The organism is Pannonibacter sp. SL95 (assembly GCF_026672425.1).
Lineage (GTDB): Bacteria > Pseudomonadota > Alphaproteobacteria > Rhizobiales > Stappiaceae > Pannonibacter.
The window spans coordinates 1-23,431 of record NZ_JAPPRC010000005.1; the positions used below are offsets into that span (position 1 = coordinate 1).

Here is a 23,431-nt window from a genome sequence, read left to right on the forward strand (position 1 = left end):
AGCCGCTGCGACGCCCGGTCGGTGAATTCGGCAACAATGCCAAGGCGCATGTCCGCCATTCAACGCGCTCCCTTGAGCCCCCTGGATCCGGCTGCGGACCGCTTCTGCCGCGCGGCGCTCAGCCTCCGCGCGCGCCTCGTCAAGGCGATCTGGTCTTCGTAAATTGCGAGGAACTCGTCCTCGGACAGATCGTCGAGGTAGCCCGGCGGCCACCCCCGGTTGACGAGGTAGGTCTGGCATTCCAGCGAAGACAGCCTCAGGCCGTCTTCGCCGTCCGCTTTCCCTCGCCCTGGGGCTCACCCGCCTCATCGTCATCTTCGGCAGAGGCACCGCCAAAGACTTCCGCCAGCAGTTCGTTGGCATCCTGCATCGGGATGTAGGCACTGAAGTCAGCCTCGGTGATGGTCTCGCCATCGAAGCGCGACACACGGCAGATGTAGAGGATCTGCGCTTTGGCCAGATTGTTGCGGGCGAGCCGAAGGCAGCTGACCCAGGTGCCATGCTTGCGAAACTTCGGGAAAGACACCGTGACGCCGGTTTCGGGCAAAACGAAACGCTCATCGCCCTCATGAGCTGCCCGATAGGCTTTGAGGCGGTCAATGACGCCCGGGGCGGCCGGACCACCTTCGCCGGAGAAATGGTGCGGGCTGGCAGGAACGGCAGAATGGGTATGCGAGGGGAAAAATCGTGATCGGACATGCTGGCCTCCGTGGCGCGGATTGCGGGTCCGGAGGGTCAGCCAGTCCGGACAGGTCAGGCAGATCGGTTCTGCCGAGCCTGTCCGGGTAAAGAGAGGGCGGGGCCAGACCGCCCCAGAGTCACATCATGCGGTCCAGATATCGCAGGAGCTGTTCCGGGCGGTGTTCGCGAAAACATCGATCTCGAGCAACGTCCGGTCACTGTCGTGGACACGCTGCGCCAGGCGAGAGCACGTGAACTCATAATCGATCTCGTCAAGGTCGCCGAGCTTGGCACCGCTTGCATCGGTCTTGAAGAAGCGTGCACTGACGATTGTAATGAGGGTGCAGGAGCGTTCCCGGTCGTGACCATCCGGACCGTTGACATCAAGACGCTGGTGCAGTTGCAGCTTGTGCGAGATCGTCGGATTGTAGAATTCCTCGGCAAGTTCCGGCTCCAGGGCCTGGAACTTCATCGATCCGGTCAGGGCTTCCAGGACCCGGGTGGGTGTCTTGTAGACCGCGACCTGTCCAAGGGTTTCGATGTCGACCGTCTTCCATTCGATGGACGGGATCTTGAACTCGCGCGCGATGCCGAGAAGGGAATTGTCTTCCTTGTAGACCTCGGCGTTGACGATTGAGGCGAACCGGCGGTAATCGGCCATTTTCTGTGTTCCTCGTTCCTGGAACCGGCCTGACAGACCGGCATCAGTTGGGCATTTTCATCCCCTGCCTGCGGGCCGCAGACGCACATGCGCGCCGTCAGGCCACCTGCGGGTCTGTCGTCGTGGCAAGGCCAAGCGCGTTGCGGATCAGGTCGATGTTGATCGACCGCTCGACCGTCAGCCGCTCCATCAGGCCAACCGGCGCATAGTCCTGGCGCCAGTACAGCCAGCCATCTGCGATGCTGGCGGGCGTGGTCTTCTTGCGGTCAAAGGAAAACCGGAAATCATAAAGCGCAGGATCCTTGCCGACCGTCTTGGACAGGCCGTAGGCGTTGATCCGGTCCTCGACCTTTTCCAGCGAAGCCGGGTTTGCGTTGCGGTCCTTCCACTCGTCGAGGAAATGAAGGATCGCCTCGTCCATCACGTCCTCAATGAACTGCACATGGATGAAGTTGCGCATGTCCGTGACGGTCGGATAGGCAGCGGACCTGTTGCCGGAAACATGGGGCCCTTTGCCCCAGCGCTCCTCGACCGTGACGATGCCCGCACCGCGCAGTTCCTGGACGTCCGACGTCTTGTCTCCGGGAATGTACAGCACCTGCTGCGCGGCCTCCTCAATGCCGGCAATCGGCCTGTTCGAAGGGGAATGGTGGTAGCCATACTCCATGACACTCGACAGCATGACGCCGGCCAGATGTGCGGAATAGGCGTCAGCAATCGGCTTGCCGGCGGTTGACGAAGCCGGATCAAGGTTCACGACCTTCATATGCGGCCAGCACAGGATCGCGCGGCGATCGCTGGTCTGCCAGTCAAAGCTCCCCGACGGCCCGCGGGCTTCGATGACCTGCTGCACGGTGACGCCGAGCGGCGCGTCCAGAAGATAGCGCGCCCGGATCCGTCCGGCGATCACACCAAGTTCTGCCCGCACACCGCTCAATCCGTCGAAGCCTGTTGCCAGCAGGATTTTGGGGAACCAGCCATAGGCCTGATAGCACGAATAGGCGAGCTTCAGGCCGGACGGATTGCCGGCCGCGTCGAAGGTCCCGATGATGTCGAGGGCAGTTACTCGCGAGGGATCGGGCGTGTTGGCTCCGTCCTTGTGCACCGCAGGATCAAAGACGTTGACCACACAGATCGTGCCGATGCCGGCGGTTCTCGCCTTGGAGAACATGGCGTTCAGCTTCTGCGGGATCGTGTAGCCGTCCCGCACCGGGCCGAAATGCCGGGTGATGTCGGACTGGCGCCGGATCAGGATCGGCTTGTTGATATAGGCCGCGCGCGCCGCCGGGGTTGCGTGGACTTCATGGATCGGTGCTGTACCGATCAGAAACGCGGTCGCCGCTTTCAGTTCGCGGACGAGAAGGCCGCCTTCGTCGACATCGACGACTTCAGGTCCGAAGTAGCGTTCCGAGCTTGCCATGTTACGCGTCTCCGTTGCTTGCCTGGTGGGCCGGCATGATGAGGTTCAGGGCTTTCCAGCCGGCGACAGCCGCATGCCCCTCCGGCAGCAGGTAGTCCTGTCCGGGGCACAGCGTTTCTTCAAAGAATGTGACGGTGTTTCCGTCCGTATCCTTGCCCCGCAGGGAGACGGACTGGACCGGACCAAGATACGTGTAGGTGGCAAAGCTGTGGGTCGGTTTGGCAGGCATGGCCTAACCCTCCTCCTGAAAGCGGGTGAGCGGGATACGGGGGCGCGCCGGCGATTGCTCGGCGGCAACGGATGCGACAACGCAGGAGACGTCCACCTGCCATTCCCATTGGCCGGCGGCCTGGTCGGTAAGCCGTTCGCTCATCATCTTGAGCGGCGTTGCCCCTTCCAGGGCCGTGTTCTGCAACCACTGGCGCATCGTATCGAGAATGGGATAGGCGGCAGCGCCGCCATTCAGGTCGCCGAGGTAAAGGACGATGGTGAACCTGAGTTCGCGCGATTGACGGGCAAGGTCCATGCCATTGCCCTCGCCATAACGTGCGCCGGAATAATGGACCAACGCAGCCGCGCGCATCTTCGCCGGGTCGAAGGCTTCCGGGTTACCCGGAAAGCCGGCCACGTAGAACTCCGATGGCAGGCACCGTTTCAGCCGGGCGATCAGCTGCGTTTCGATGGACTGGATCACGCTCACCGCCAGCCCTCCAGCATGGACGGGGCGCGGGCAGCGGGGAAACTGCCGGCGATCCGGTCTGTCTGTCCCGCGCCGCCGCCAGGCAAGCCGCCAAGCCCGTCGCGCCCGGGCCCGAGGTCCGTCTTGCCGTCGCGGATGCCTTTCAGGAAGTCCATCACGTCCAGGTAGCGGGCACGCGTCACGTCATCCACTGCGCCTCGATCGGCAACACGGTCGCGCAGCCAGTAGACGACGAGATCCGCCGCCGCACCTTTCAGGCTCGCGGGCATATCCGCGCAAGGCACCGCGCCAAGCGCTGGGAAGCGGTTCAGCACATGTCCGTCTATCAGGCTCTGGGCACGCCGGATCTGCGCGGACAGGCGGTCCCGGTCGAGGGTCCGGCCACCTGCGGAGTTGAACCCGCCAATGCCGGCCAGGGCGATGAGATCTTCCTCGCTGTTGAGCGCGATCAGCTCGTCCACCGTTAGATAGCTGCCTGTCGTCATCGCTTTTAACGCTCCCAGGTCCCTGGACCGGACGCCTGATTGTCCGGATCAATCCGGCTTCTGTGCTTTTGCCGTACGCTTGCCGGATTTCGTCAGCGCGTCAGCTGCGCGCGCCGGTCCATCGTGATCCGGTCCGGCTTCATCATCGCCAGCTTCATCAGGGCCAGCTTCATCAGGGCCAGCATCAACAGGGCCAGTTGCATCGCCAGCCGGGACATCATCGGCAGGGACATCATTGACCTGGACAGGTGTGACGGGCTCCCCGATCACCTTGAGCATCAGCAGCGGTCTGGCCTCTCCAGGTGCCAGGTCGATGGTGTTGTGATCGGGATCATCCGGCGCATAGCGGACCCGGTTGTGCCGGACGGCAGCCAGGACGGGATAGGTCAGCGTATCGGTCATGGTCTCAGCTCCTGGTTTGAGGGATCAGGCCGCATTGCGGATCAGGAAACCGGCCCGGTTGGCCACGATCAGCTCGCGCACTTCCTCGCCGGAACGGACGAGCTTGCCGCCCCGCAAGCCCATGTTGGCCGGAAGCGTGCCGGCGATCTTGGTACCCAGCTGAGCGGTGTAGCCGAAGGTCAGTCCACCGGTGGTGTCAGCCGTCCGGTTGATGAACTGGCCTGCAACGATATTGTCCCAGACCCGGGCCAGAACCGGCGCCTCGCCCGGACGCTTGATGTTGACGCGGCTTTCGCCCACCAGAACACGCTGGACCTCCAGGAGTTCGGCAATCTGCTGCCGCGTTGCCCGGCCCTGGTCGCCGGAGTTTCCGTGCACGGCCTTGACGACCTTCGGGTGCTTGCGCAGGGCACGCCAGGCGCTGAAGCCCAGTGTCAGCTGGTTCGGCCGCTGCCAGCAGGTCGCCATCAGATCTTCGATCACCGTGATCGGATCGCTCGCAGGGTCCGTGAAGATGTCGGCACCGGCCAGGGTCTCGACGTGGTCGGGGTGATAGTTGGCCGGATCCTTGACCAGACTTGCCGTACGCACTTCGCGGTCGAGCAGGACAATGTCCGCCGCCCGTTCGGTCGCCCGCCTGTCCGGGTCCCACTTGTTGCGCTGAGCCTCGGCGATGGTCTTGTTGTCGAGCGGGATGTCGATGCCATACTCCTCGGTACTGGCCTCCCGCTCGCTGCCGGAAATCTCCACCTGGTTCGGCGCCGAGCGGCGTCCGACGCGGGTGTCGGGCAGCGTGAAGGCTTCCGCCTCGTCGTAGACCTGATACTTGAAGGTTGCGGCCGGCGCGGGCACCCGGGGCAAGACCTGGTCGGCGATCAGGTTGTAGTCCGGGTTGGAATAGGCGATGGCAATCGCGGTCAGGACCGCGCTTTCGGTAAACTGGTCAGTGGCGCTGGACATGGCTGCTTTCTTTCAAAGAAGGTTTGGGACTGCAGGGAGCGCTGCGGCCAGCGCGGTCAGGACCGCGCTTTCGGTAAACTGGTCAACCGCGCAGCGTTGCGGGCTGGATCAGGACATGACCGATGACGCCGAGACCACCGGCGCTCATCGCGCGGCCAATGATTGGCAATGAAGCGCCAGCCCCTGGGGCAGCCTTGATCGCGCGGCCGTTCGCATCACTGGTGAGCGGGTCGCCATAAGCCACCGTGCCTCCGAACTCGACTTCACGGATGTGATCGAGACAGACGTCAATCCGCTCGCCGGTGCCAGCCGCGCCCCTGATTGCGGTCGTGCCGAGCAGCACCGCCCCGATGTAAGCGAGGGCAACGCGGCCTTCCGCGCTGCCGAAAGTCACAAGACGCCGCTTGCCGATCGGGCCGTCTGCGGTGAAATTCTTGATCAGACCAACATGCATGCTGGTGGCTCCTCATTGACAACAGAGCGGCTGGACATCAGCCGGATATCAGACAGGGTGGGCCTCAGGTCCTGAGGCCTCGCGTCTTCTCGACATGGGTGACGGCATCGGCTGCCGAGACGGTGATGCAGGCGGCCCGCTGCGTTGCCTGGAAGGCAATTGCTTCGCGGGCGAGGTTTTCTGCGTCATTCGCAGACGCTTCCGGGGCATCCCCCATGTCCGTCTCGCCGAACTCGACGATCTTCGGAGCGGTCTCGAAAAGCGACTTCGCCAGATCAACGAGACCCGTGGTGACTTCGGATCCGTTTTCGGAAAAGGAGATTGCAGCGGACGACGCACCGGCGAGGCCATCCAGAAGCGCCACCAGCTTGGCCTTGTGGCCAGTGGCAAGCTGCCCTGAGGCGATCAGGCCCTCGGCAAAGCTGACATTTGCGCCGTGACGCTGTTCGGTTTCGCGGGCATTGAGCGCATCTTCCCTAGCCCGGAGGGCGGCTTCGCGGGCAGCCAGATCCGCATCGGGGGCGGGAGCGGATGAATGAGCGGGCGGTGTGGTGGTGGACATGATCGGTTCCTGTGAGATCGAAACGGTTTCAGGACTTGCGGCAAAGGCGGCTGGCTGCGGCGCCGGCAGCGTGCCGGCCTCGTCGATCCAGCGGATCGTGTAGTCCGGCATGACCTTGTCGGCGGTCTCTGCATCGCGTGTCTCGATCAGCCATTCCCTGAAGCGGCGAAAGAGGCTCGCCACATCGCGGAAGGCTGGATCAGCAAAGGAGACCACCTCGACCGTGATGATGTCAGCGGCATCTGTGAAGGACACCGGCTTAAGGCCCGGCACGGCGGGGGCGGCCCCCCCTAGAAACCCGACATGTTTGGGGTAAAGCGCATCGCGGCCGGGTTGGACGGGGCGCCTGGCACATGGAACGACATCGAGATTTTCTTGTAGCGGCCGTCGGACACTGCCGAGGCAAATCCGGGTTCCAGTTCGCCGACTTCTGCGATCAGCCGCTCAGCGTCCGCGTCATAGGTGAAACTCTTTACCCAGCCATAGGCAGGCGCATCCGTCCTGGGATGGCCAACGACCACCGGGACTGGATTGTTCTCGGCATCATACCGGTCTGCCAGCGCCGCCAGGTCGCTGGCACTGGCGGTAAAGGACGCACCGGACATGGCCGTGAACGTTCCTGGACGGAACACTTCGATCTTGCGGGTTGAGGTCGCCTGCGGCACGGGCCGTCGCTCCGGTTTTGGTCAACTGGAGCGACATTGTCAGTGGCGGGAGGGATATGCGCCGGAACTGTTCCAGAGGGCATCAGGGACACGTCTGATGCTGAACATACGGTCAGGTAAGCGGCACCCTATCCGGGAGCCAATTGATGCGCAACCGGCCGGAGCCTGGCGGGTGCCATCTGAGGACCGCCATCTGCAAAGGCAGGACAGAAAGCCAAAGGCCTTTTCCCGGGCTTCTAACGCGGCCTTAACGGCGGGTGCGCCGATGGGGCGGAAGGCAGCCTTCGCGAGCGGCCTTTACGAATGCTGTGCCGCCGGATCCAAAGCGGTTGACACTACACCAGCAGGTTGGTTTCTATCGCCAGAATTCAACCAAAGGGGAAACTCATGAATCTTTTTGACGTTCTTGCATTCCTGGGCGTTCTGATCTTTCTCGTCGGGCTGTTCTACGTCTTTTTCATGACAGGGAAGCGCCTACGCGGCGTCGGCATCATCGTGATTTCACTTGCAGCCCTTGCTGCGGGTGCATCCATGTCGGAGAACAAAAGGGCACAAGATGCCGGCTTTGCCGATGCAAACGACCTGCGCCTGGCGACCCAGGCTGGCATAACGGATCCCAAGGTGTTCGCCGACAGGAAGGCGCAACTTCTTGCCGATGAGGCAGCTAGACTTGCCGCAGAGAAGGCGGACAAGGAACGGCAAAAACAGGCCGAAGCTGAAGCCAGGCAGAAGGCTGAGGCGGAAGCCTCGGCAGAAGCTGCGGCAAAGGCCGCAAGAATGGCGGCAGAGAATGAGTTCTTTGCTCCCCCAGCCGAGCAGGTGGCAATGATTGCCGCCATTGAAACTGCAAAGGCTCAGTTCCAACAGGCGACAAACGACCTTGCCAAGGGTGGGGTGCGTCGAGAACGGGCCAAGGCAATTTGTGCTGCGCAAACATCGCGCAAGATCAAGAACTGGTCTGGTACCGTAGATCAGCTAACGACCAACGGTGATGGTTTGGGTGTTATTTCGGTGAAGCTGTCTGAAACTGCGGCGGTGAAGACCTGGAACAACTCACTCAGCGATATTGGGAGTAACACGCTGATCGATCCCGATACAGCGTTGTTTCAAAAGCTCTCTAATCTAAAGGAAGGTACCCGCATTCGCTTTTCCGGTGAGTTTGTGAAGCCAGAAGAGAAGACGGACTGTTTCTGGGAAAGCAGCATGACGATGTATGGTGCGATGAGTGAGCCGGAGTTCATCTTCCGCTTTACAGACATACAGACCATGCCGGAGTGAGTTTGCGATCCGCTGCATTTCTGCGCGGGGCGCTAGGGCTAAGGCGCGCGACTTGAACTGCGGTCTTTCACGCCTCGAGCCAGGCCAGCAATGCATCTCTGACAGCTTCCTCATCGCCCCGGCCGATCCCGATATAGGGCCGGGGCGGAATGACGGCCTTGCGAATGAATGCGGGCCTGTTTCCGCCGCGTCCCATGGGAACGGCAAGCACGGACGCCCGGCGCGGCCGGATCGTGGCACCAGACTGCATCACCATCACCTTCGGATGATTGAGGCGGGTACCGACTTCGGCCCGCGTCGCATTGTGGACCTGATGGATCGAGCCGAACAGCTCGCCTCGGTCCCGAAGGATGCCGCGCTTGTTGCGGCGGCTGGAGAGCGTCAAAGGGGAGAGCGGGGCCCAGGGCGTGCCATCCGGCGCTATTTCCCTCTGAAACCGGTCGACAGTCTGATCATAGAGCGTCAGTCCGATGATCCGATGCGCCGCGGCGCGGTCACCAGTCTTGCCGATCAGGGCCTCAATCTCTGGCCCGATCCGGCTTGTCTCGAAACGGAAGGTCAGCACTTGAGTTTTCCTCCGCAGTACCTGGCTGATTGCGGCTGAAGCAAAGAGCCTGTAAACTTGGTTTTGCGACAGGAACGTGGGCCGGCGCAGGCCTCCTTTCCGTTCCTGCGCCGGGCGGTCTGCGTCGACCGCCCTTTCTCATTCCCCGGTGTTGCTCTTGTCTGTTTCCCTTCGGTACAGAAGCACGCCATGCCGCCAGGTTTCGATCTGGTTGAAGTTCGGTAGAGCGTTTGCCTGACTTGCCAGACTCCGCGTTGTAGGCTGTGGTGCCCCGCCATCCGAAGCGGCTCCATTCGAAAATGATCAGACCGGCAAGATCTGGCGCGGCCCGAAGGTAGCGGCGTTTCAGGATCCAGGCGTTGCGGGCGGCATGCCATTCCCAATCAATCCAGATCTCGTCCGGATCTTTTAGGGCTTCCGCCAGTTGAACGAGGGCTGTGGCCCGGCTCGAACTTGGCAAGCCACGCGGATTGACGAGCTTGCTTGTCCCATCTGGCCGGCGGAACAGATCGTCAGAGATCACAACCGCATGCCCCGCCTTGTCCCGGAACAGTTCCGGTGTGTCGGGGCCGGTGTCAAACGCGCCAAGGAAGGCCTCCACATAAGCCTCTTCGCGCAGTCCGGAAGCAAGCTTGCTCGTCTTTAGAGGCCGGGCGATCGAAGCCATCTCTGGCAGCTGGACAATCCCTGGCAGCTGCATCTGTGTGCCGAGGGGCTGTTGCAGTTCACGCGGCACCAGGCCGCTCGCCCAGGATCGTCCAGGCGCATAGGCCCAGCCCATGTCGACGCCCTTTGGATAGTCCAGGATCTGCCCGGTTGCCGGATCCGGTCGGCGTTCGGTCTCGATTGGCGTCGAGGGATCGGGCCCGTCCTTGCCGAGCGTCTTCAGCTTTGCCCGCGAGACAGGCCGCACTCCGCAGCCGCATTTCCAGCCATTGGGCGGATAGTAGGTCTGCCACCATGGATCATCTGCCGGCAGGACAAGTCCGCTCCAGGCTTCGTGATCTTCGCGCGGCGTATCAGGGACCCGGGCCAGGCCATGGACATACTCCCAGTAAGGATAAACCTTCAGCACATCCGGATCGGTCATCTGACGATAGCGGCCGGCGGCATGGGCAGATTTCAGGTTCGTCTCATAGATCACCCGTGCCCGCCATTCACGTCCGCCCTTGTGATCCCATCCGTGCCGGCGGACGATCTCGTCGAACCGGTCAATGAAGCCTGGCTGGTGAACGCCCGTCTTGTCGAGCCAGCCATTGAACGGCAGGCCTTTGGCAAGGGCGTCATCGATCGCGGCCTGAAAGTCCTCGATCAGGGCGTCCCGCGTCGCACCGGCAACAACGAAGGCACGGTCATGGGCATGGTGCAAAAGATCGTGCCAGTGGTTGGTCGGCAACCTGATCTTCTGCCGATGGAAGGCGATGGCATCAGCCAGCGGGCCATGATCGCTGTTGCCGTCATCGGCAAAGCTGGTGCTTCGTGCCTCCGCAGCACCCGCAGGTGAGGGCGTCAGGAGTTTTTTTGAGCTTTGCGGCGGCGGGAAACGACGGGAGAACACCGGTCTCGTCCTGCACATCGGCCCGGCCGTTTAGCTCCGCCAAGGCAAGTGCATCGCCGAGGACGTTGCCCAGTGGATCCGGCAGAAGCCGGCCATATGCCTCCAGCAGGGCTTGCGATGCTTGACTGTAGTCCTTTACCCCCGAAAGGGTCTCGCGCAATGTGCCGATCCACCCGGTCAGGGCCGGCCCGGCGAGATCGGCGACCTGGTCGACAAGATGGGATGTAGGGTCACCCTCACGTGCGGCCGCAGCGTCGGCAAAGGCAGCCGTCAACGCATTCGCGGCAGGGCTGGCCGCAAGGTCCGGGGCGGAAAAGCCGGTCACCGGCGTTTCCATCACATCTGCCAGCCAGGCTTCGACATCATCGGGCTCAAAGCCCTGACGGCGCAACTCGTTGAGCAGACCGACCGCACCCCGCTGGCGCTCGTGCCGCGACTTTTTGAGGGCTTCCTCGTCCTTTTCATTGCTCGGACGTGGCCGCCAGACAGACGGGGGCGTGGCGCCTGGCCAGTTCAGTTCGGTGATCCAACGGATCAGGGTGTCATTGAAGGTTTCCGACAAGGCATCGGCGTCATCGTCAATGATGGCTTCGGTTTCGTCCGCATGGGTTTCCGACGCAGCCCGGGCGCCTTCACCCTTGACGCTTGTGGAGAGCGTGCTGCCAAGCACGACTTCCGAGGTCTGTTCGTCCCAGTAGCGCACCCAGGCTTCATAGCCGGCGTCACCGCTTCGTTTTGCTTCCAGAAACTCGACTTCAGTGCCGATCGGTGCTGCCAGCGCGCCATTGGAAACGAGATCGCGCAGCAGCAGAAGCAGACGATCCTGCTCACTTGCGGCCGTTCCGGCCGGAAAACGTCCGAAAGGCGTGGGGGCAGCGAACTTCTCAAGCAGAACCATCCAGGAGGCGACACCCTCACGCTTGAACAGCACATGCCAGAACAATGTGGAGCCAAGCCCGAGGCCGTAGGGATTGTTTCCCTCGGCATCATACCGGTGAACGATGAACTTGCGTTCCGGCAGCTCGATCCCTTCAAGTCCGCTTTCCCGGGTCAGGAGCCTCGGACGCCAGTCCGGGGCAAAGCGGAAACGAGCCTGGTCATGCGCCTTGATGGCCTTCGGCGCGATCAGTCCGTCCTGGTCCAGGTGCCAGATCACTTCCGCCACCGCATAGCCCTTCAGGATGGCCTTGAGCAGATGCTTGCTGATCCCGTCGAAACCGATCCGCTTGAGCATCCTGGTGATCGCCTCGGCAATCTCCAAGTCGAGAGGTTTATCTGGATCCGCCGGCGTGACGGTCCAGCTCCGGCGCGTCACTTTGGTAAAGCGCTTACCCAGGACCGTGCGGACGCGGCCATCCCGCAAGACCTCATCATAGAGCTTCAAACCCTTGGCTGCGCCCTTTTCCCGGATAGTTGGGTCCTGAGGCTCCAGCACATTGGAAAAGAACGGAATGGTGACATCATTTGCGGGCGTTGCGATGAACTGTCCGCCCTGCGGCGGCACAGCACGCGCGCCAGCCGGGATCCCGGCAGACTTACCTCGAGCCATGTCTTTTTACTCCTGTTGCAGGAACAGTGCGGGCGAAATTGGCTCCTTGCGGCCGGTCACTTTGCGGCACTTCACAGCCGGTACCCCCCGAAGCGTCCGGACGCCGGTCCTGATATCGAGCCCGCCCCTCCAAAGGCCGATGCCGACCTGGAGCTTCCTGGAGCCGTTCTAAATGTGTTGGCAGTCAATGCGCTGGCGGCTTTTGCGACCGCATTGCTCCAGAGCATTTCCAGACAGTCCGGACCGTCGTCGTGATCGGCGTCCGGCCACTGTTGCAGCTGATCGACCAGAACCTTGTGCGCTGCATTGAAACGGATGAGACCCGCATGGACCGGCGGTTGCAGCCGTTCGATCCGCAGCGCCTTGTCCGCAAGCGGAACAATGGGAACGCAAGGCATGGCAAGCCCGGCACGCGCTGCAGCCTTCATCAGGTCGGTGCGCAACAGTTCCTGGAACTGGACACTTTCGACAAACCACAACTGACAGGCATAATCCCGCTGCAACGCAATGGCATCGGCAATGATGACGTCCGGCAAGCGGCGGCGGATCGAAGCCTCGACCACATCCAGCACCTGTGTTTCACGGTCATAGCCGCCGATCAGGATTGCCGAGGGATCACGATGCCGGTTGTTTTTGCCAAGCGAAGGGTCGATTGCACCGAAGAACAGCCAGTCCCGCTTCTTTTGCACCCACCATGTCAGATCCTGGAACGGATTGTCCCGGGACACGGGTTTGTTCTGATATTCGCTTTCGAACGCGGAATGTTCGCGGCCCGCTCGCGCATCAGGTAGAGCAGCGTGTGATTGTCGGGCCAGTTCAGTTCGGCGCCACGCTCCATGTCCTTGGCGTTCGCCTGGTACCATTCGTCTGCAGTTGGCTCATCGGTGAGATACAACTCTTCCCAACGGTCCCAGAGGTCCATGCGATCCGGCCATGTAAGGATGGCTCGAAACTCTGTGGCCTGCCATTGTGGCTTTCGGGAAAACCGGACGATGACGGCATCATGGTGCAGGACGGTTCCGGCATAGAGCACGTCCATGGAACCGTCAGGGGGCCCAAGTTTCAGAACAGCCTTGGAGATCCATCCTTCCAGCTTGTCGCGCTGCTTGGGATTGGCGACATTCTCGTCGTTCTCGACATCGTCCAGGATCGCAAGATCCGGGCGAAACGGGCCATGACGACGGCCACGGATCTTTTTGCCTGTCCCGAACCCTTCGATCTTGACGTTGTTGCGCGTGACGATGTCGCCCTCGCGCCAGACACGACCCTGGCCGAAGACGTCGGGAAAATCGTATTTCAGCCTGGGATTGACCTCCAGTTCGGCCTTCAGCGCTTCGAGCATGACGGCAGCCTGTTCGAAGGCATCCATGATCAGGACAATGTAATGCTTCAGGCCGCGCACGACGCACCAGAGCGGGAAGATCAGGGAAATATGGGTCGACTTGGCTGAGCCGCGCGGTGCGATGACCAGCTTGCGTTGACCATGAGCGGTTTCGACCATTGACGGCAGGTCGGCATAAAGATGATCGTGCAAGCGGCTGGCAGGTTTCGACAGATAGTGCGGGAAATAGGTTTCGGCAAAAAACCTGTAGCCGGTTCCGTCCGCCTGAACTTTGGCCAGCCGTTCACGCCGTCGTTCCGGATCTGCGGGAAAAGCTTCGACCTCAAGTTCGATCTTTTGCCGGAACAGATCCGCAATCTCGGCGATGCTTTTCCGGAACTCGTTTGCCTTGAGCGGCGCGCCGGGGCCATGCCGTGGCGAGATCATCCGTAAACCTCCGCAAGCCGGTCTCCAAAGGGTTCGAGGATTTCGACGAACGCCGACGAATGCTGCGGAAACTCGATCCGGACAAACTCCGCCAGACGGGAAAGCACGTCATTGGCAACGCCCAGCTCGGACAGCTTCGGCGCAACGCGGCCGGCTGACGAGACCATCTTGTTGAAGGCGTCAGATAGCGATGCCATCAGCTTGACGCGGTCTGCGGCCTGGAGCGTTTCGGAAGACTTGACGTCTTCGACGGTCGCTTGGAACAGGATGACGAAATCCTCGACAACGGATGCGACCACTGTCTCAAGGCCCTCGTAAAGCGAGCATGGTTGCGGAACGGGCAACGTCCCAGTCATCCCCATGCTGTCGGGCATCCTTCTTCCAGCGCCGCAATGTGCTGTCAGAAATGCCAAGCGCCAGGCAGATGGTCGGCACAGACTGGCGCTCGAAGATGAAGCGTTTGCGAGCCTGCCGTTTCTTGTCTTCATCCCGTGCCATCAAATGCCAATCCCGTGGTATCAGGCCTGTCACACACCGATCTTGTCCTTGACGAAGGCAATGCCGATCGAGATCACACCGGAGGCGACAACCGAATTGGCAAATGTGCGCCGTTCAACGGTGCGCAAGCGTTCGTCCTGGCGCGTAATCTGCCCCTCAAGACCGTCGACCTTCTTGTCGATCCCGATCAGGAGGCCTTCGATCTTGCCGAGGCGCTGGCTGATATCATCGCTCATCATCAGGGCTCCTGGATCAGCGGGCGTTAAGCCGGAGCCGGTCTAACGGCCCAAAGCTGATCGTTGTTAAGAGGCGCTAGCGCCGGCTGTGAAAGAAGCCGCGCGCAACCTTTTCCATGGGACGGGTGAGGAAATACGCAGCGACAATCCAGCCTGCCCATTCGTCGAGGGGGGCGGGCAGAGCTGCGACGTTCCAGGTGAAGTGAAACAGGCTATCTGCGACAACAGCGCCCGACCAGATAGCAATGGGCCAGGCGAAGGCTGGCCGGATCAGGGCGGTGACCCACCAGCCCTGTTCGGCCAGGACTATGTCGCGTGCTGCCTGCCGGACCGCCAGTTCCGACCGGACGGTTTCTACGGTCACTTCGGCGCGCAGCTTGTCGCGGCCGTTCTCGATATCGGCTTTGCGTTCAAGATGGCTGAGGATGCGATCGGCAACGCCACCACCAAGGCTGCCAACGAGCCAGATGCCAAAACGGAACAGGAGCGTCATCCGACATGCCTCCAGGTCTTTGCGTCCTCAAGCCGCGGCGCTTGATTTGCCAGGCGATAACAATGACGGCGAGGCCGGTCAGCGCAAACACGGTCCATGTGTTGCCGGTCACCAAGTCGAGAAGCGGTTGCACGTCTGCGCGAATTGAACGGATGAGATCGATGCCGCCGGAGACCTGACCCGCCAGGTCAGAAAGAAAGCCGCGCTCGCCACTCTCAAGTCCGCCGGCTGCCGCTCCCGTGCCGGTCAGTGCCATGCCGATGCGCGACAGCCAGTCCGCCTTGCGAACCGTCTGTGATCCCTGGCGGCGAAGGTCCTGGACAGTAAGCCCCTGGCGTTCAGCATTCGGTTCGACAAGGCCGGATGCCTTGGCGAGCATTTCTTCCGTCTTTGGACCGACAATGCCATCAGCCTTGAGGCCATGCTCGACCTGGAACGAGACCACCGCACGACGTGTCGCTGGCCCGAAGTCGCCATCGGCCCTGACCACGAACCCCAGTTCTGAAAGGCGGGATTGCAGGGCCTTCACGCGGTAACCGTCTGCGCCAAGGCTGAGCGACGAGGGGGCCTCACTTGCGGGTTCGCTCGCGCCGGCTGCAGCGCACAGCTCATTGTAGGCTGCCACCATTCGCCCGGCATAGTAATCCACCTGTCCTGGACCGTTGTAGCGCCGTGCGACCGCACGAAAGTCTTTGGTTCGCAGCGCCTCGGCAAGCCCGCTGCGAAGCAGGAAAGTCAGAAAGGCATCGATCTGGGAAGCTTCGCTCGCAGCCATTGCCTGGACGAAGGCAATCACTGAATCAAAGCCACAGATCTTGTGATTGAAGCCCATGATCTGGGCTGATCCGAAGCTGACCGACATCAGCGCGGCTCGCTCATCGAGCGCGGCCATCTGCTCCAGGCGGTCCCAGCGCTGGTCAGAACCAGCGCCTCCAAGTCCTGCATAGTTCGCCTTCGACCATTTCGGTGAGGCGAGCCCCATGGTCATCGCCCTGGCGCGTTTGGATTTCGGCAGTTCGCGCCAGAAGACGTGACGTTCTGGCAGAATGATCAGCCGCCCCTGGGCATCGAATGGCTCTCCGCCGCTTTCGACGTCGAGGATTGCGTGAAGGACATTGACCTCACAGCCAATCCGGGCCGCCGCCGACTTGATCTGGGTCGCGCGATCTGTCCGCTTGCCCTGGGCTTGGCGCAGGTGCTGCACAATCGACATAGTGGCTCCTCACGGAATGCGTGTCGGAAACCACTTTGGATGTCGGAATAGGGGAATGCGCCGGAACAGTTCCTGCGGATCGGGACTTAGGTTGCCGGGAACCCTGCGCGGATTTTCGGCAACGAGCCTTCCACGATCACAACTGGTGCTGGGCCCCTGTCTTGGGGTCAGCATTTGACAACCAATCTTCCAGATCGATCTGGCGTTCGTCAACCTTCACACGCTTGGCAGGCCGTTTCCGATCGGCAAGAAGGATCCGGACATAGCGTTCGGAGACATGCAGGGCCAGGGCAATTTCGAGGCTGCTCTGGCCTTCGCGGTTGAGCCGCCGGGCCGCCGCTTTCGTATCGATCCGCTCCCGGCGCGTCGGCACATAGAACTTGTTCCCGGCAAGTTCTTTGATGAGAAGATCCGCCGTTTCCCGCTTGAGCCTGGACAGCGGATTGTCAGGGCTGAATGTCAGGGGCACCTTGATCTCGACACCTGGCAGGACGGACAGCAACTCAAGCGCAACTGCCTGACCGCAGATGTCGGCAATGTCCGCCATGTCCTCGGAAAAGAACGATCTAGCCATGGCAGTCGCCCCTCATGAACGGTGTCTGAGGTGGCAGCAAAGCGATGTCCTGACCAGAACTCGTCCTTTCTTTCAGCGCCATTCTTTTGCTGGACAGAAGGACAGTGACGACGGTGCGGTTCAGGATCACATAACGAACACCATCTCGAACGACGGCGCTTGCTCCGGCCGCGATCGCGCGTTTCGTTTCGCTGAGGATCAGTCCGCGCACGGCCTCAACATCCAGATCAAGGACGCGCTCCAGATAGCGCAGCACCGCGTGATCCGAAACTGCGGCTTCAGGCACACTGGGGCGAGACGTCATCCGCATTTCAGCCTCCGCTCGATCTGTTTCAGAGCCTCGATCAAAGGCGCGGCTTGTTCGGATGTCAGCCATTCGGGGTTTTCGACGCCAGTTTTCTCGGCAACGAACAACTGCAGCGCCTTTTTGTAGGGGTGCCGCCAGTAGCCCAGCTCGTCGATCGATTTGGCGAGGGCAAACAGACGGCGCACGAAAGGCTTCTGGGATCCGGCGCGCCAGGACTTGCCCGCTTGGTCCTTGAACCCAAGCCGGCGCATTTCTGCAAGGATCGCTAGCAGCTCGCGGCCGTTCATGTCTTTGGACGACGCTTTGCCAGTGATCCGAACAAGCAGCGCACGATACGTCTCGTCATCAAGACCCAATTGCGCTTTGGCAACATGAATGGCAGCGATGCTCATGCCATCAACCTCCGGAGTGCGGCGCGGAAGTCGCGCAGTAGCAACTGGCAGGCTGCGTCGGCGACCTGCTCACGCCCGGCGTCATCAAGCCGGGCGGCTGCATTGGCCATTCGCATTCCAAGAACAACGGTCAGCAGCCCGAGCCCGTCGACAGGGCTTTCGAGCGCGCTGATGGCCATGGCGACTGTGTTGCCCTCAGTCAGCGTCCTCGCGCCACCAGTAGCGCGATCCACTGTATGATCCATCGCTTGGACAATCGGTGTGCTGGCCTGAACCGTGATTGCATCCATGGGTGTTATCCTTTGCTACCTGGCGAGCCTCAAGCTCAAGCCGCATCAGACGTGTGGTGATCGCAGTCAGTTGTTGCTGCAGGTCCGGCATCCGGTGCGCCCGCCAGCGACGGCGGTAAACGATTGCCAGCAGGTCACATCGCTCTTGCCTCAGGCGGTCCGCCTCGTCGCTCAGCTCGCGCGGATCGTCGAGGCGGGCCATGTCAGTTCCGACCACGCAAATCTTCGATCATCAAGGGCTTCGCACGTTTGCCTTTTTCGGACTTGTCGGTCACGGTGGCCTGCCTGACCGCCATGTCATCAAGCTCGCGGAGCAAGCTGTAGAGATCGAGAGCGTCCAAGCATTCGATCTCTACACGGACAATCGACTTGCTACCTTTGACCACTGCGCTGTGACTTTTGAGCCGGCTCTTTTCGCCGACGTAGATCATGGGCATGACGTCACCTCACACGCTTGCGATGTCGAGGGAGACGGGCAGGCGGTCTTCACGAACCGGATCGCGCTCATAGACACGCACATATGCCTTGGTGCCGGTCACCCGTACCGCATCCGCGATCGCATCCATGGCCCGATGCCAGTCAGCATCCTCGATCGCAAGCCGCCGCAATCCGAGAACCCGTCCTGTCGAAATCTCACCGGCCTTGTCGACCTGGAAGGCTTGGTCAACAAGCGCACGCAGATTGGCATTTGCACCTTCGGACCAGCGGTGAATACAGCGGTCAATCAGTTCCTTCGCGGCTTCAAGCTCGCTGCCGAACGAAACATGATCAGCGACAGCAACCACGACCTGCATCGACCCGTCGAATGTGCTGAGGGTGACATTGCCCTTTTTGCCTCCGCGCGAGACGCCATATTTTTCCGCGATCAGGTCCCGGAATGCCTGCACATCGCCAAATGCGCGGGATTTGAATGCGGCAAGCCGCCGGTTCAGCTCCTTGGCCTCTGTCACCAGCGATTTGACCAGAGCGTCTTCTTCCTGATGCTCCGGTTTGATGTTGCCGATCGGGATCAGCGCGCCTTTGGCGTCCTGCCAGTAGCCATCGGGCAGGTTGGATTCAGTGCTCATTTGAAATGTCCTTTTGTGCTGAGATTTTCGGGAGTGAGATGGTCCTCAGGCAGCGCTCGGCATCGATCAGCTGACGTCGCTCCGGCGGCGGATCGCCCATCAACAGGGCGGTCGTGTCGCGGCAGGCCGGTGCGGCCAGATCGTCGAGGTCGATGTCCCGGCGGATTGTGTAGCGCCGCAGCACCCGTGCCTTCGGGACACGCTTTTCGACTGCCTTGGCCGGTTGTGGGGGCGCCAGCAGCGGCCCCACCCAGTATTCGTTGCGGCACAGATTGCGCGCACGGCGTAGCGTCGCCGCCACATCGTCATGCCGGCGATCGAGCGCGACGGCGATGTCCATGATGCTCTCGCCGATGACACGCAAACCGATGGCACGGGCAAGATCGTCGAGTACCCAAGCGCGGTTGAAATGGTTCATGCCATACCTCCCGGTCCGTCGACCTCTCCCGCAAGGCTCGCTCGAGCGCGCGGGGTGAACAGCACCACGTTCGATCCTGCGAGCTGCTCAGCGGTAAGTTGCGCAAGCCTTGCTGCCTGTTCCGCCTCCAGGTCCTGAGCTGCGATGATGCAGCTCGCCAGCGCCCGATCGAGCAGATCTGCGAGGGTTGCGTGCATAGACAAGGAGCCGTCGCTGGAGCGGACGAAAGCCACGCTATTGCGTACGATCAGCAGGTGATGGCTCAGCATGCCTCATCCTCCTTTGCGTGATTGGGATTGAGTGGGCAGCCCTTGCAGGCGATCCAGTGCTTCAGGGCTTTGGCGTCTGACATCGGCATGGCCAGCTCTGCATGCGACCTGCAGATGTTGCGGCTGATATCCAGCTTCAGATGCGGACAGCGGACGCGGTCTGAGAACACCGAAAGGGCGCGGTCCTCGAACCTGTCGACACGGCCTCCGACCGCCGCATAGCGGCCCGAAAGATAGAGGCTCACCATCGTTCGGCTGACGCCAAGAAGCTCCGCAACGGCCTTTTTCGACCCAAGCCGTTCGACCTGTTCAGCAACAAGGTCTCTGACAGTCAGGCTCATCGGCATGGCACAACCTCGCCGGCATCTCCAAGATTATGGTCAAAGAGATCGTGCTTCGAAGGTCGCCAGACAGGAGCAACCGGACCGGTATCCCGCAAGAGCCGGTATCGCTTGAACCCGTTGGATGTCTGCTTCGTGCCGCGTGCGCGGACAGGCAGTTCCGCGACATAGCCCGCCCGGACCAGCGACTTCAGATATCTTTGCAGGTTGCTAGCGGCGTTTTTCTCCGAGCCGTCGCAACCGGCCATTACGAGGTCGCCGATTGTGAAGGCTCCGCCCATTCGCATGGCATTCCAGGCGCGTTGCCGCAGCGTGCCCGTTTGTGGGGCCCGGCATCTCCCTCGATCCGGCCGGATCGGACCGGAACTGATGACGCGGCCGCTGGCAGCAGCCGCGCGCCCATCGGCCGTCAGCTGATAACAACCGACTTCGATACGCTCCATCAGGCCGCGCATGATCAGCATGCCAGCCCCATCCGAGATCTGGCGCCGGGAGAGGGGCAGCCGCGCATCAAGGTCGTCGATCGTCCGGCAGGCACCATCGCCAAGAGCGTGCAGCAAGGTCGTTGGAACTGTTCCTGGGACCATCACAGACCTCCCGGAACACGGATCGGCCGGTTGGAGGCACGGTCATTCAGGATCACTTGCCCGGCCATGTCTGCGATCCCCAGCCCCCCGGGACCTGGATCATTGCGCAGGCCGAACCGCTCGATGTTGGCGATGGCTTCAAGTATTTCCCGGTTGAACCCCGAGGACGCCTTGAGCACGAAGTCCAGCAAGTCATCAGCGACCGCCACTTCACAGCGCAACTGGATCAGCGCGCGGACATCATCGCGGCTGGCCTTCTCGAAACGGACTTTCTGAGACACGCGGCTGGCGACCTGGGGGAAGCGGGCCAGATTGTCATTGACCTTGCCCATGCCAACAAGGATTGTCGGCAGCTCGATCATGTCCGAGATGTCGCGGATGGTCTCCAGGATGGCGGACTTCGACGACACATGATCCGCCTCGTCGATGACGAGGCCGAAGCTCATGTTCTCAAGCGCAGCCGACGCTTGCCGTCCGGCGAGTTCTTCCAGCGCCTTGGCGTATTTCTTCTGAAACGCATGGGGAGGGTTGACCCGCAGCGTATCCAGAAGCTCGTTCATGAACCAGCTTGGCGTCCATTCCTTCTTGGCCCTCAGATACACGCTGCCCGTTCGCGCAACCCAGTGTTTCAGGGTTGTTGTCTTGCCCAGCCCTGGCAGACCATCGACGACCACCAGACAGGCCTCATCAGCGCCGCGCTGGTTGAGTGCTGTCAGGGCAGACAGAAACCGCTTCACGTTGTCGGTCTCGACAAAGACATTCCGCATCTGCTAACTTCCTTGTTGTAAGTGTTCAGGTTTACCTGTCAGGCAGCGGCGCGCAGCACATCCCTCAATGCGTCCACGTCGACACCTGACAGGCGGAACAGGTCCAGATCAGTCCTGCGGGAGAGGCATCCCCGCAGGACTTTTTTCTGGTTTTCGGTAAGGCACTCGGGGCTCTCGACGGCAAACGCAGCCAGGTCGACGTCGCTTGCAAAGACCCGTCGTTTTGCCGGCCCGGCAGGTTGCTCAACCTCCGGCGCGCCTTCGATCAACACCAGACCGCGATCATCTTCCCGCTTGTTGGCCTGACCATCGACTAGCGGTTCGCGCCATTCACTGCCTGCTGCTGTGCAGGGCAGTGTCCGGGAGGACTGATCATCGGAGGCTTCAAGAAGGAGCGTCGACCGGAGCTGTTGTTCGATGCGGTCTGCTTTCTGGCCAACCAGGCGCAGCTGGGCGTTGGCACGCCGCTCGATGGCCGCATCCTCAAAGGACTTGGGCACATAGCGCGCTTCATTGCCGGCAAACGCCGCGACGCAGATCAAGCGGCCCGGCAATTCAGTGCCGTCGACCTTGTCGATTTCCCGGACCCAGACCTTGGAACCGTCCTTGATGTCGATGCCGACAGCGACCTTCATCCCGTGATAAGGGGTGAGATCCAGGTGGAAATACGTGTTTGTGTTCCACTCGATCAGGCAGCGGCGGACCGTCCGCACGACATGGGGCCGGAACAGTTCATCAGCCTCACCATGCGCCACATGGACCGGTTCAAACCCTTGCTCGATATGGCGCTGCCAGCATTCGTTCGGCGACATGTGCCGTTCACGGCCTGTCTCCGCGTCGCGGATCTTGGGCAATCCGGTATGGGGCTGCTCGTTGTAGGCATCAATGACCGCTTGGCAGACCTCCAGGAAACGCTCCCATCCCATCAGGTCAGGACTTGAACCGGACGTGGCCACGTCGCGGCGTGTCGACGTGAAGACGCGTTTGCGCGCCTCCCGGTCCATGTCCCGGCCCACATAAGTAGGCAGCTTACGGGCCAGCGGGTTCCACACGGACCCGTTGAACCGTTCGATGATGCCGCGCGCCTGGCTATTGTAGGCGCGTGAGTGCATCTTGGTGATCCCGAGCTGCCCCAGCATCCCGGTCACATCGCCGTCCAATGTCTTGTTCTTGTAGCCCGGCCCATTGTCGACGTAGAAGATCGCCGGAATGCCGTGCGCGCAGGACGCCATGCGCAGTGCATCGGCAACGGCAATGCAGTTCTCCTTCAAGGACACGGAAAACCCGACGCATTTGCGCGTGGCCACATCCAGCACCGAAGTCAGCTCCGGGCGGAAAGGCTGTCCTGTCAGAAGATGCGCGATCTCGGCATCAAAGGTCTTTCCATCCGCCGTGTAGACGGACGTCGGCATCAGATCATCGGTGCTGCGGCTGACATAGGCGAGCCGGGCTTTAAGCGCCTGCGCACCCTCTCGCCCGCGATGACGATCAACGGCACCAAGTTTCGCAAGTGCTGTCCTTACCTGCTTTGCGCTCGGCGCCAGTGACGGATCGGCAAGGGTCCGGGTATAGTCAGCAAGAGCCTCTGCAACTGTTGGCTTCGCCGGACGCGCATAGAACTTCAAGAACCCTGGAAACCAGGGCAGGTCCTGGATCGGCACCGCCGCCTTCTTCTGCTTGGGCGCAAGCGCGCGAATGCCGTCCTGCCTCGCCGAGAACCACAGATACAGCGTTCTGAGCGACAGGCCGCTCTTGCGGTCAAGCGCAAGGCCGCAAGCGGTGATCAGGGCAGGATAATCAGCCTCATGCCGGTCGCCGGCGTCACTCGTCGCCATACCCTTGCGGGCAAGGTCCAGGTCCGACAGCAACTGCAGTGACGCCTGCCGTTGTGTCAGGTCATGCGCAATCATACGGCGCTCGATTTCCATGAGCAGGCTGGCCCGCGCCTGCATCATCAGGATCTGCCGTGCGTTAGGTGCGACCAGGGCGCCCGCCGGCTCCCCGGTCAGTGCCCCTTGATTTTGCACAGCCAGTGCCTCCAGCGCCCGGCTTGCCTGGCGCCGCTCCAGCTCTGCCCTTGCGGGCTCGGGCAACACGGCGACGCTGTACTCGAAACCGCCACCCCGGCCTTCGCGCTGTCTTGCGCAGCCGTCCAGCGCCGCCCAATTCTCCCGTGCGGCGAGGTCGTTGATTTTTTGTTTCGTACTTGGCAATCCCGGCAACGCCAGCTCCGCCAGTTCCCGCGCGGTGTACCAGCTCATGACCGGCCTC

35 protein-coding genes are annotated in these 23,431 nt (G+C 61.6%); 2 read left to right on the forward strand and 33 right to left on the reverse strand.

What is annotated here, in order from left to right:
* Positions 1 to 256: 256 nt before the first annotated feature.
* The 11 genes from OVA12_RS14995 to OVA12_RS15045 form a co-directional block, all read right to left on the reverse strand.
* Positions 257 to 547 (reverse strand): hypothetical protein, encoded by a 291-nt coding sequence (locus tag OVA12_RS14995; protein ID WP_268138744.1) that lies wholly within the window; start codon positions 545 to 547, stop codon positions 257 to 259.
* Between the two features lie 276 nt (positions 548 to 823).
* Complete coding sequence (locus OVA12_RS15000) at positions 824 to 1,342, reverse strand: phage major tail tube protein (protein WP_268138746.1); 519 nt, start codon at positions 1,340 to 1,342, stop codon at positions 824 to 826.
* Positions 1,343 to 1,439: 97 nt separating this feature from the next.
* Positions 1,440 to 2,762, reverse strand: coding sequence for a phage tail protein (locus tag OVA12_RS15005; protein WP_268136913.1), 1,323 nt, complete (start codon positions 2,760 to 2,762; stop codon positions 1,440 to 1,442).
* A 1-nt stretch (position 2,763) separates the two neighbouring features.
* Complete coding sequence (locus OVA12_RS15010; RefSeq protein WP_268136914.1) at positions 2,764 to 2,991, reverse strand: hypothetical protein; 228 nt, start codon at positions 2,989 to 2,991, stop codon at positions 2,764 to 2,766.
* 3 nt (positions 2,992 to 2,994) lie between these two features.
* The gene (locus tag OVA12_RS15015) at positions 2,995 to 3,462 is read right to left on the reverse strand and encodes a Gp37 family protein (RefSeq protein WP_268138748.1); all 468 of its coding nucleotides are present in this window, start codon (positions 3,460 to 3,462) and stop codon (positions 2,995 to 2,997) included.
* Positions 3,459 to 3,947: a DUF1320 domain-containing protein gene (locus OVA12_RS15020; protein ID WP_268133715.1), complete on the reverse strand. Its 489-nt coding sequence runs from the start codon at positions 3,945 to 3,947 to the stop codon at positions 3,459 to 3,461. The genes OVA12_RS15015 and OVA12_RS15020 overlap by 4 nt, the downstream gene beginning before the upstream one ends.
* A 48-nt stretch (positions 3,948 to 3,995) precedes the next feature.
* The gene (locus tag OVA12_RS15025) at positions 3,996 to 4,349 is read right to left on the reverse strand and encodes a hypothetical protein (protein ID WP_268133630.1); all 354 of its coding nucleotides are present in this window, start codon (positions 4,347 to 4,349) and stop codon (positions 3,996 to 3,998) included.
* A 24-nt stretch (positions 4,350 to 4,373) separates the two neighbouring features.
* A complete protein-coding gene (locus OVA12_RS15030; protein WP_268133629.1) occupies positions 4,374 to 5,309 on the reverse strand; it encodes a capsid protein in 936 nt (311 codons plus the stop codon).
* Positions 5,310 to 5,391: 82 nt separating this feature from the next.
* Positions 5,392 to 5,763: a hypothetical protein gene (locus tag OVA12_RS15035; protein WP_268138750.1), complete on the reverse strand. Its 372-nt coding sequence runs from the start codon at positions 5,761 to 5,763 to the stop codon at positions 5,392 to 5,394.
* Between the two features lie 64 nt (positions 5,764 to 5,827).
* Complete coding sequence (locus OVA12_RS15040) at positions 5,828 to 6,598, reverse strand: hypothetical protein (protein ID WP_268138752.1); 771 nt, start codon at positions 6,596 to 6,598, stop codon at positions 5,828 to 5,830.
* Positions 6,599 to 6,615: 17 nt separating this feature from the next.
* Positions 6,616 to 6,990, reverse strand: a complete 375-nt coding sequence (locus tag OVA12_RS15045; RefSeq protein WP_268138754.1) for a hypothetical protein — start codon at positions 6,988 to 6,990, stop codon at positions 6,616 to 6,618.
* A gap of 387 nt (positions 6,991 to 7,377) precedes the next feature.
* On the opposite strand from OVA12_RS15045, the gene OVA12_RS15050 reads away from it, so the two are divergent.
* Positions 7,378 to 8,268 (forward strand): hypothetical protein, encoded by an 891-nt coding sequence (locus OVA12_RS15050; protein WP_268138756.1) that lies wholly within the window; start codon positions 7,378 to 7,380, stop codon positions 8,266 to 8,268.
* A gap of 67 nt (positions 8,269 to 8,335) precedes the next feature.
* Here the strand turns inward: OVA12_RS15050 and OVA12_RS15055 are convergent, their stop codons facing one another.
* Together OVA12_RS15055 and OVA12_RS15060 are read right to left on the reverse strand one after the other, a co-directional pair.
* Positions 8,336 to 8,833 (reverse strand): phage virion morphogenesis protein, encoded by a 498-nt coding sequence (locus OVA12_RS15055; protein WP_268136925.1) that lies wholly within the window; start codon positions 8,831 to 8,833, stop codon positions 8,336 to 8,338.
* Positions 8,787 to 9,977: a PBECR2 nuclease fold domain-containing protein gene (locus tag OVA12_RS15060; protein WP_268139428.1), complete on the reverse strand. Its 1,191-nt coding sequence runs from the start codon at positions 9,975 to 9,977 to the stop codon at positions 8,787 to 8,789. Before OVA12_RS15060 ends, OVA12_RS15055 begins: the two co-directional genes overlap by 47 nt.
* A gap of 39 nt (positions 9,978 to 10,016) precedes the next feature.
* Here OVA12_RS15060 and OVA12_RS15065 point away from each other — a divergent pair, with 39 nt between their 5' ends.
* On the forward strand, positions 10,017 to 10,337 hold the full coding sequence (locus tag OVA12_RS15065) for a hypothetical protein (protein WP_268139457.1): 321 nt from the start codon (positions 10,017 to 10,019) through the stop codon (positions 10,335 to 10,337).
* On the opposite strand, the gene OVA12_RS15070 is transcribed toward OVA12_RS15065, so the two are convergent.
* The 20 genes from OVA12_RS15070 to OVA12_RS15165 form a co-directional block, all read right to left on the reverse strand.
* Positions 10,291 to 11,940 (reverse strand): DUF935 domain-containing protein, encoded by a 1,650-nt coding sequence (locus OVA12_RS15070; RefSeq protein WP_268138758.1) that lies wholly within the window; start codon positions 11,938 to 11,940, stop codon positions 10,291 to 10,293. The two genes, OVA12_RS15065 and OVA12_RS15070, sit on opposite strands and share 47 nt — an antisense overlap.
* Positions 11,941 to 12,011: 71 nt before the next feature.
* Positions 12,012 to 12,668 (reverse strand): phage terminase large subunit, encoded by a 657-nt coding sequence (gene terL / locus OVA12_RS15075; protein WP_268138760.1) that lies wholly within the window; start codon positions 12,666 to 12,668, stop codon positions 12,012 to 12,014.
* Complete coding sequence (locus OVA12_RS15080; RefSeq protein WP_268138762.1) at positions 12,638 to 13,708, reverse strand: hypothetical protein; 1,071 nt, start codon at positions 13,706 to 13,708, stop codon at positions 12,638 to 12,640. The genes terL and OVA12_RS15080 overlap by 31 nt, the downstream gene beginning before the upstream one ends.
* Entirely contained in the window at positions 13,705 to 14,007 is a 303-nt protein-coding gene (locus tag OVA12_RS15085; RefSeq protein ID WP_268138764.1) for a DUF1804 family protein, read from the reverse strand. The genes OVA12_RS15080 and OVA12_RS15085 overlap by 4 nt, the downstream gene beginning before the upstream one ends.
* A 4-nt stretch (positions 14,008 to 14,011) precedes the next feature.
* Complete coding sequence (locus tag OVA12_RS15090; protein WP_268138766.1) at positions 14,012 to 14,206, reverse strand: DUF1804 family protein; 195 nt, start codon at positions 14,204 to 14,206, stop codon at positions 14,012 to 14,014.
* Between the two features lie 29 nt (positions 14,207 to 14,235).
* Positions 14,236 to 14,442 carry a hypothetical protein gene (locus OVA12_RS15095; protein WP_268133621.1) on the reverse strand — a complete coding sequence of 69 codons (207 nt, stop codon included), beginning with the start codon at positions 14,440 to 14,442 and terminating at the stop codon, positions 14,236 to 14,238.
* A gap of 76 nt (positions 14,443 to 14,518) precedes the next feature.
* Positions 14,519 to 14,935: a hypothetical protein gene (locus tag OVA12_RS15100; protein ID WP_268133620.1), complete on the reverse strand. Its 417-nt coding sequence runs from the start codon at positions 14,933 to 14,935 to the stop codon at positions 14,519 to 14,521.
* Positions 14,853 to 16,148 (reverse strand): N-acetylmuramidase domain-containing protein, encoded by a 1,296-nt coding sequence (locus tag OVA12_RS15105; protein WP_268138768.1) that lies wholly within the window; start codon positions 16,146 to 16,148, stop codon positions 14,853 to 14,855. The genes OVA12_RS15100 and OVA12_RS15105 overlap by 83 nt, the downstream gene beginning before the upstream one ends.
* Before the next feature lie 136 nt (positions 16,149 to 16,284).
* Positions 16,285 to 16,722, reverse strand: a complete 438-nt coding sequence (locus OVA12_RS15110) for a hypothetical protein (RefSeq protein ID WP_268133618.1) — start codon at positions 16,720 to 16,722, stop codon at positions 16,285 to 16,287.
* On the reverse strand, positions 16,715 to 16,978 hold the full coding sequence (locus OVA12_RS15115; protein ID WP_268133617.1) for a hypothetical protein: 264 nt from the start codon (positions 16,976 to 16,978) through the stop codon (positions 16,715 to 16,717). The genes OVA12_RS15110 and OVA12_RS15115 overlap by 8 nt, the downstream gene beginning before the upstream one ends.
* A gap of 44 nt (positions 16,979 to 17,022) precedes the next feature.
* Positions 17,023 to 17,421 (reverse strand): gp16 family protein, encoded by a 399-nt coding sequence (locus OVA12_RS15120; protein WP_268133616.1) that lies wholly within the window; start codon positions 17,419 to 17,421, stop codon positions 17,023 to 17,025.
* Positions 17,418 to 17,711 (reverse strand): hypothetical protein, encoded by a 294-nt coding sequence (locus OVA12_RS15125; protein WP_268133615.1) that lies wholly within the window; start codon positions 17,709 to 17,711, stop codon positions 17,418 to 17,420. Before OVA12_RS15125 ends, OVA12_RS15120 begins: the two co-directional genes overlap by 4 nt.
* Before the next feature lie 203 nt (positions 17,712 to 17,914).
* Positions 17,915 to 18,148 (reverse strand): hypothetical protein, encoded by a 234-nt coding sequence (locus tag OVA12_RS15130; RefSeq protein WP_268133614.1) that lies wholly within the window; start codon positions 18,146 to 18,148, stop codon positions 17,915 to 17,917.
* A 9-nt stretch (positions 18,149 to 18,157) separates the two neighbouring features.
* Entirely contained in the window at positions 18,158 to 18,778 is a 621-nt protein-coding gene (locus OVA12_RS15135) for a DUF3164 family protein (protein ID WP_268133613.1), read from the reverse strand.
* Positions 18,768 to 19,196 (reverse strand): hypothetical protein, encoded by a 429-nt coding sequence (locus tag OVA12_RS15140; RefSeq protein ID WP_268137110.1) that lies wholly within the window; start codon positions 19,194 to 19,196, stop codon positions 18,768 to 18,770. The genes OVA12_RS15135 and OVA12_RS15140 overlap by 11 nt, the downstream gene beginning before the upstream one ends.
* The gene (locus OVA12_RS15145; protein WP_268133611.1) at positions 19,193 to 19,465 is read right to left on the reverse strand and encodes a hypothetical protein; all 273 of its coding nucleotides are present in this window, start codon (positions 19,463 to 19,465) and stop codon (positions 19,193 to 19,195) included. The genes OVA12_RS15140 and OVA12_RS15145 overlap by 4 nt, the downstream gene beginning before the upstream one ends.
* Positions 19,459 to 19,806 (reverse strand): hypothetical protein, encoded by a 348-nt coding sequence (locus tag OVA12_RS15150; RefSeq protein ID WP_268133610.1) that lies wholly within the window; start codon positions 19,804 to 19,806, stop codon positions 19,459 to 19,461. Before OVA12_RS15150 ends, OVA12_RS15145 begins: the two co-directional genes overlap by 7 nt.
* On the reverse strand, positions 19,803 to 20,393 hold the full coding sequence (locus tag OVA12_RS15155) for a hypothetical protein (RefSeq protein ID WP_268137112.1): 591 nt from the start codon (positions 20,391 to 20,393) through the stop codon (positions 19,803 to 19,805). The genes OVA12_RS15150 and OVA12_RS15155 overlap by 4 nt, the downstream gene beginning before the upstream one ends.
* Complete coding sequence (locus OVA12_RS15160) at positions 20,393 to 21,160, reverse strand: AAA family ATPase (protein WP_268133608.1); 768 nt, start codon at positions 21,158 to 21,160, stop codon at positions 20,393 to 20,395. Before OVA12_RS15160 ends, OVA12_RS15155 begins: the two co-directional genes overlap by 1 nt.
* 38 nt (positions 21,161 to 21,198) lie before the next feature.
* The gene (locus OVA12_RS15165) at positions 21,199 to 23,421 is read right to left on the reverse strand and encodes a Mu transposase C-terminal domain-containing protein (protein WP_268137116.1); all 2,223 of its coding nucleotides are present in this window, start codon (positions 23,419 to 23,421) and stop codon (positions 21,199 to 21,201) included.
* Between the last annotated feature and the right edge of the window lie 10 nt (positions 23,422 to 23,431).